Genomic DNA, 2083 nt, shown 5'->3' with positions numbered 1-2083 from the left:
GACCATGAACGAGCAGAAAGTCCTGATCGACGAGCTGGTGGCCGTGCGTCACCTGAACGAATTCACCGTCAAGGCGCCGGAAGACGTCACCTTGATGGACGTTTCGCCGAAGCAGGTAGTTTCGGTCGCGGCGTCGCTGATTCCGTTCCTCGAGCACGACGACGCCAACCGTGCGTTGATGGGTTCCAACATGCAGCGTCAGGCTGTACCGACCCTGCGCGCCGACAAGCCGCTGGTGGGTACCGGCATGGAGCGCAACGTTGCCCGTGACTCCGGCGTTTGCGTCGTGGCCCGCCGCGGCGGCGTGATCGACTCCGTGGATGCCAGCCGTATCGTGGTCCGCGTTGCCGATGACGAAGTCGAAACCGGTGAGGCCGGTGTCGACATCTACAACCTGACCAAGTACACCCGCTCCAACCAGAACACCTGCATCAACCAGCGTCCGCTGGTGAGCAAGGGTGACAAGGTTCAGCGTGGCGACATCATGGCCGACGGCCCGTCCACCGACATGGGTGAACTGGCGCTGGGCCAGAACATGCGCATCGCGTTCATGGCGTGGAACGGCTTCAACTTCGAAGACTCCATCTGCCTGTCCGAGCGTGTGGTTCAGGAAGACCGCTTCACCACGATCCACATCCAGGAACTGACCTGCGTGGCCCGTGACACCAAGCTTGGCCCAGAGGAAATCACTGCGGACATCCCGAACGTGGGTGAAGCCGCACTGAACAAGCTGGACGAAGCCGGTATCGTCTACGTCGGCGCCGAAGTCGGCCCGGGCGACATCCTGGTCGGCAAGGTCACTCCGAAAGGCGAGACCCAGCTGACTCCGGAAGAGAAACTGCTGCGCGCGATCTTCGGTGAGAAGGCCAGCGACGTTAAGGACACCTCCCTGCGCGTGCCGACCGGCACCAAGGGTACCGTCATCGACGTTCAGGTCTTCACCCGTGATGGCGTCGAGCGCGACAGCCGTGCCCTGTCGATCGAGAAGAGCCAGCTCGACGAGATCCGCAAGGATCTGAACGAAGAGTTCCGCATCGTCGAAGGCGCGACCTTCGAGCGTCTGCGTGCCGCTCTGGTCGGTCACAAGGTCGAAGGCGGTGCCGGTCTGAAGAAAGGCCAGGACATCACCGACGAAGTGCTGGACGGTCTTGAGCATGGCCAGTGGTTCAAGCTGCGCATGGCTGAAGACGCTCTGAACGAGCAGCTCGAGAAGGCCCAGGCCTACATCGTCGACCGTCGCCGTCTGCTGGACGACAAGTTCGAAGACAAGAAGCGCAAGCTGCAACAGGGCGATGACCTGGCGCCGGGCGTGCTGAAGATCGTCAAGGTGTACCTGGCTATCCGCCGTCGCATCCAACCGGGCGACAAGATGGCCGGCCGTCACGGTAACAAGGGTGTGGTCTCCGTGATCATGCCGGTTGAAGACATGCCGCACGATGCCAACGGCACTCCGGTCGACGTCGTCCTCAACCCGCTGGGCGTACCTTCGCGTATGAACGTCGGTCAGATCCTCGAAACCCACCTGGGCCTCGCGGCCAAGGGCCTGGGCGAGAAGATCAACCGGATGGTCGAAGAGCAGCGCAAGGTCGCTGAGCTGCGTACCTTCCTGGACGAGATCTACAACCAGATCGGCGGTCGCAACGAAGACCTCGACAGCTTCTCCGATCAGGAGATCCTGGATCTGGCGAAGAACCTGCGTGGCGGCGTACCAATGGCCACCCCGGTGTTCGACGGCGCCAAGGAACGCGAGATCAAGGCCATGCTGAAACTGGCGGACCTGCCAGAAAGCGGCCAGATGCAGCTGACCGACGGCCGTACCGGCAACAAGTTCGAGCGCCCGGTCACCGTTGGCTACATGTACATGCTGAAACTGAACCACTTGGTAGACGACAAGATGCACGCGCGTTCTACCGGTTCGTACAGCCTGGTTACCCAGCAGCCGCTGGGTGGTAAGGCGCAGTTCGGTGGTCAGCGTTTCGGGGAGATGGAGGTCTGGGCACTGGAAGCTTACGGTGCTGCCTACACCCTTGATCCAGCAACTGCGCGAACTGAGCCCGGCGCAGATCAGCGAACTGATGCACGT

1 protein-coding gene is annotated in these 2083 nt (G+C 61.8%); it reads left to right on the top strand.

The window, feature by feature from the left end; translation table 11 throughout:
- The coding region (gene rpoB / locus ACIP0B_RS28400; protein WP_400838508.1) for a DNA-directed RNA polymerase subunit beta at positions 1 to 2083 on the top strand (2083 nt) is incomplete at both ends.

The sequence above is a fragment of the Pseudomonas sp. NPDC089534 genome (genome assembly GCF_044749305.1).
Lineage (GTDB): Bacteria > Pseudomonadota > Gammaproteobacteria > Pseudomonadales > Pseudomonadaceae > Aquipseudomonas > Aquipseudomonas ekonensis.
This window is presented reverse-complemented; position numbering and strand designations above follow the sequence as displayed.